5 protein-coding genes are annotated in these 4,709 nt (G+C 65.0%); 2 read left to right on the forward strand and 3 right to left on the reverse strand.

Annotated elements, in window-relative coordinates; genetic code table 11:
- Positions 1–1,283: PLP-dependent aminotransferase family protein (locus tag EN914_RS24655; RefSeq protein ID WP_164770750.1), on the forward strand; the 1,283-nt coding region annotated here is incomplete at its 5' end.
- 71 nt (positions 1,284–1,354) lie between these two features.
- Here the strand turns inward: EN914_RS24655 and EN914_RS24660 are convergent.
- Positions 1,355–1,849: a hypothetical protein gene (locus EN914_RS24660; protein ID WP_024501626.1), complete on the reverse strand. Its 495-nt coding sequence runs from the start codon at positions 1,847–1,849 to the stop codon at positions 1,355–1,357.
- A 119-nt stretch (positions 1,850–1,968) separates the two neighbouring features.
- Between EN914_RS24660 and EN914_RS24665 the strand changes: the two genes are divergently transcribed.
- Positions 1,969–2,568 carry a DUF922 domain-containing Zn-dependent protease gene (locus tag EN914_RS24665; RefSeq protein WP_024501627.1) on the forward strand — a complete coding sequence of 200 codons (600 nt, stop codon included), beginning with the start codon at positions 1,969–1,971 and terminating at the stop codon, positions 2,566–2,568.
- 166 nt (positions 2,569–2,734) lie between these two features.
- On the opposite strand, the gene EN914_RS24670 is transcribed toward EN914_RS24665, so the two are convergent.
- Complete coding sequence (locus EN914_RS24670) at positions 2,735–3,793, reverse strand: Gfo/Idh/MocA family protein (protein WP_024501628.1); 1,059 nt, start codon at positions 3,791–3,793, stop codon at positions 2,735–2,737.
- A 49-nt stretch (positions 3,794–3,842) separates the two neighbouring features.
- Complete coding sequence (locus EN914_RS24675) at positions 3,843–4,547, reverse strand: SDR family oxidoreductase (protein WP_024501629.1); 705 nt, start codon at positions 4,545–4,547, stop codon at positions 3,843–3,845.
- Positions 4,548–4,709: the final 162 nt, after the last annotated feature.

A 4,709-nucleotide genomic window follows, 5' to 3' on the forward strand; every position in this document is an offset into this window, starting at 1 on the left:
ATCTCGCACAGCGCTTCGGCCTGTCGCGTTCGGCGGCGGTTGCCTGTTTCGAAATGCTGATCTCGGAGGGGTTTGCGGTCGCCAAGGTCGGCGCCGGCACCTTCGTCGCGCCTGATGTGCCGCATCTGCCGCTGACGCTGATCAAGCCGCGTCCAGCGGAGATCGAGGTCGCGGCGTCGCTACCTTGCGGCCTTGGCGTTGCGGTCTCCGATCCGCGCACGCTTGATATGTTTCGCATCCTTCTGTCGCGCCACCTCACCCGCCCCGGACCGGAGCATTTCCGCTATGGCGATCCGCGCGGCGGCCTGCCGCTGCGCACGGCAATTGCCACCTATCTCAGGACCGCACGCGGCGTGCGCTGCGACGCCGGCCAGATCGTGCTGACGTCGGGCACGCAGCAGGGGCTCGATCTCCTGGTGCGTGCAGCACTTCGTCCCGGCGATGCCGTCTGGATCGAAAACCCCTGCTATCCCATGGCGCACGCCGTGCTGGCCGGCAGCGGGGCCACGGTTTTTGGCGTACCCGTCGACGCGGAAGGGCTCGATCCCGAGATCGGCGAAAGCCTGTGCTCCAAGGCGCGCGCGGCCTATGTCACGCCCTCGCATCAATATCCGCTCGGCGTGACGATGACGATGCGCCGCCGTCTCGCTTTGCTCGACTGGGCGCGGCGCAACGATGCCTGGATCATCGAGGACGACTACGACAGCGAGTTCCGCTATGCCGGCCCGCCGCTGACTTCGCTGCAGGGCATGGACGGCTCGGGCCGTGTCGCCTATCTCGGCACCTTCTCGAAAATCCTCTTCCCCGGCCTGCGCATCGGCTATGTCGTGGTGCCCGAAGCGCTGCTCGATGCCGTGATGGCGGTCAGGGCGCGCTCCGACCGCTTCCCCTCGACGCTGGCCGAAGGCGCGCTGACCGACCTGTTGAACGAGGGCCATTTCGCCGCGCATCTCAGGCGCGTGCGCCGCCGGGTGCAAGCCGCGCGCGACGTGCTGGTCGCCGGCCTCGAGACGCATTGCGGCGATGCCCTCGAAGTAATCGTGCCCGAACAGGGGCTGCACTTGATGGCGACGCTGAAGCACGCCGGGCCGGACACGGCGATCGTCGAGGCGGCGAAGGCGGCAGGTGTCGGCGCCAGGGCCTTGTCCTCGATGTTCATCGGCGGGGCGTCCCGGCAAGGCCTGGTGCTGGGTTTTTCCGGGTTTTCGGACGAGGAACTGATGGCCGCGACGGTACGACTGGGTGGGGTGATGGGCCGCAGTCCCGGCCGCCAAACTACCTGATCCTGCTCAAACAATCCTAGGGCGAAGCAGGAGCGCAGCTCCGTCTCGGAGGCCCTCGGATGACGAAGTCCTCAATCCCCATCGGCGGGCTGGGCCTTGCCGCACTGCGCCAGCACCTTGCCGATGGCCGCGCTTGAACCCTTCAGCGGAAAGCTGATCTCGCCATATTTGGCTGAACCGACCGACACATCGCCCTTGCCGCGCAACAGGTCGAGCAGCGGATCGGCTTTCGCCAGGTTGACCACGAAGTAGTTGTACATGGCCTCCAGCTGCAGCGCCTTAGTTACCGTCTTGCCGTCGGCCTTGAACGCGAACGAACCGCTGATGCCAGGCTCGAATTGCTGGCCGTTGGCGCCGAGATCGTAGCTCAGCACCGGCGTGTCGAAACAGGTCAGCATCAGATACGCATCGCCTTTCGGCCCGCCGCAGACCGAGGCCGTCAGCACGCTGCCGCCCTCGTCTTCCTCCATCCTGGCGCTCCAGCCGCCGCACGACGCGGCAAACGCCGGTTGCGCGGCCTGCAGGACCGCTACCGCACCGGCGACGACGAGATGTGCAACTCTCATGGCTCCCCCCAATTGACTGCCTCCAGGGCATTTGCAGCGCCCGTCGCCAGCATATAGGAAAAAGCGATCCGATGGCATTGCCCCTTGCGGCAGCCGGTCCTGTTTCGCGGAGAGTTGGATTGAGAGCCTGCGTTCGCCTGTGTCTGTCCTTTGTCGCCCTGTTGGCCTTGCCGCTCACCGCTCATGCCGAGTGGAAGCCGGTCGAGAAGATCGAGCCCTACGCGATCTCGGGCCAGTCCGGCGCCGAACTCTACCGCTCGATCGGCGAGAAAGGGCCAAAGCTCGGCATTGCCCGCGCCATCGCCTACACCAATTTCAAGCTGACCTGGGGGCTAAGGGATTACAAGCCCAGCGGCAAGGACTGCGTGCTGACGGCCGGGCGGCCGAAGCTGATCGTCACCTACACTTTGCCGAAACCCTCCCGCTCCCTGCCGCCGGCCGTCCAGAAGAACTGGGACACCTTCATCGCCGGCGTCGCCGCCCATGAGAAGGTGCATGGCGCCAGCATGGTCCAGATGGTCCACGACATCCAAGCCGCGACGGACGGCCTGACCGTCGCCGACGATCCCAAATGCAGCAAGACCAGGGCCGAGGTGGTCAAGCGGCTCGACGCGATCTCGAAGGCGCGGGTGCAGGCAAGCCGCGACTTCGACCGTAGCGAATTCGGCAATGGCGGGAATTTGCAGAAACTGGTTTTTTCGCTCGTGACCGGCCCCTGAAGCTACCTGACACGGATCAGGAGGCGGGCACTGATGACTTACCAGGCGCAGCAATTGAAGCTGCCGATCTCCCCCCTTGCGAGGGAGATGGCCGGCAGGCCAGAGGAGGATCTGACAGAACTCGGCCCCTTCCAGCTACTGCGGTATGGGCGCGAGGTGCGAGCCCTCACCGCGTTTCCGCGTTCGCTCTCAGCTCGGCCCGCTTCTCGTCCGACACCACGGCCAGATCCAGCACCTTCTGCAATTCGGCCGCATGGCGGAAGGACGGTTCGGCCTGCACGCCCGTGCGCACCGCGTCAGTGAAACGCTGGTAGTTGGTCTCCACCGTGCCGGGGTCGAGCTCTTCCCATATGGCGTTCTCGACATTCTCCCCCACGCATGCCTTGAGCGTCGAACCGTCGAGATTGTGCACCACTTCGATGCCGCCCTTCTCGCCATAGATGCGCAGACGCAGTTCGTTGAGATGGCCTGTTGCCCAGCGGCTGGCATGCACCACGCCGAAGGCGCCGTTGGAAAAATCCAGCGTCATGGCGAAGCTGTCATTGGCGTCGAGTCCGTAGTCGCCGATGCGGTTGCCGGGCGCCTTGTCGAAGGCGCGCAGCCGGCAGAAGACATGGTCGATGTCGACGGCTGCGCCATAGCTGGCGAAATCGAGGATGTGGATGCCGACATCGCCGAGCACGCCATTGGAACCGTGGCCGCGCGACAGCCGCCACAGCCATTTCGGATCGGTGCGCCAGTCGCCCCAGAATTTCGACACCAGCCAGCTCTGCAGATAGGACGCCTCGACATGCCTGACGGTGCCGATCTCGCCCGCTTGCACCATCTGGCGCGCTTTCTGCAGCGCGGCCACATTGCGATAGGTGAGGTTCACCATGTTGACGATGCCGGCAGCCTCGGCGGCATCGGCCATCTCGGTCGCCTTGCCGAAGTTTTCGGCCAGCGGCTTTTCGCACAGCACCGGCTTGCCGGCGGCGATCAGCGCCATCGTGGTCGGGTGGTGGATGCGGTCGGGCGTGACATTGGCCACCGCGTCGAACTCGCCCCATGCCAGCGCCTCCTCCAGCGCGGTAAAGCGGTTGGGAATGTCAAAGCTGTCGGCGAACTCGCCAACCCGCGCCGGATCGACATCGACTGCGCCGACAATGTCGACGCCCTCGATGGCGCTGAAGCGCCGGGCATGTTCCTGCGCCATCCAGCCGGTGCCGAGTATCAAAAGCCGCATTATTTGCTCCTTGGGGTGAGATGCCGGAATCCCCTCCCGGCCGACGCCCTCAAATAGCGCGTATAATGCCGCCGTCGACCCGGATGTTCTGGCCGGTGATGTAGCCGGCGCCCTCCGACGCCAGGAAGGCGATGGTCGCGGCGACCTCTTCCGAAGTGCCGTAGCGCTGCATCGGCACGCTGTCGCGGCGTTCTTCGGTGGCCGGCAGGCTGTCGATCCAGCCGGGCAGCACATTGTTCATGCGCACATTGTCGGCGGCATAGGTGTTGGCGAAGATCTTGGTGTAGGCGGCAACGCCGGCTCGGAACACGGCGGACGTCGGGAACATCGGGCTCGGCTCGACCACCCAGGCCGTCGAGATGTTGATGATGGCCCCACCCTTCTGCTTGACCATCTGGGGCGCCACGATGCGCACCGGCCGGATGACGTTGAGGAGGTAGACGTCCATGCCGGTGTGCCATTGCTCGTCGGTGATCTCGAGGATCGGCGCACGCGGCCCGTGGCCGCCGCTGTTGACCAGCACGTCGATACGGCCATAGCGCTCCAGCGTCAGGTCGACGAGGCGCTGCAGATCGTCGTTCGACTGGTTGGAGCCGGTGACGCCGAGCCCGCCAAGCTCCTTGGCCAGCGCCTCGCCCTTGCCCGAAGAGGAAAGAATGGCAATCTTGAAGCCGTCCGCCGCCAGCCGCTTGGCCGCCGCCGCCCCCATGCCGCTGCCGCCGGCCACCACCACAGCTACTTTTTCTACACTCATCGGATTTTCCTCTCAGGGTTTGCGGGCACCGCAAGCGGTGTTTTCGGGAGTTGAGCGTCGATATAGCTGGTTTTCCCCGTCGGTTCGAACCAGAATGCCTGAAATCAACCTGTAGAAAAACTACTGCATGCCCGAAACCTTCCTCAGCTTGCCGCCGTTGAA

This window comes from Mesorhizobium sp. M7A.F.Ca.CA.001.08.2.1, assembly GCF_003998455.1.
Lineage (GTDB): Bacteria > Pseudomonadota > Alphaproteobacteria > Rhizobiales > Rhizobiaceae > Mesorhizobium > Mesorhizobium ciceri.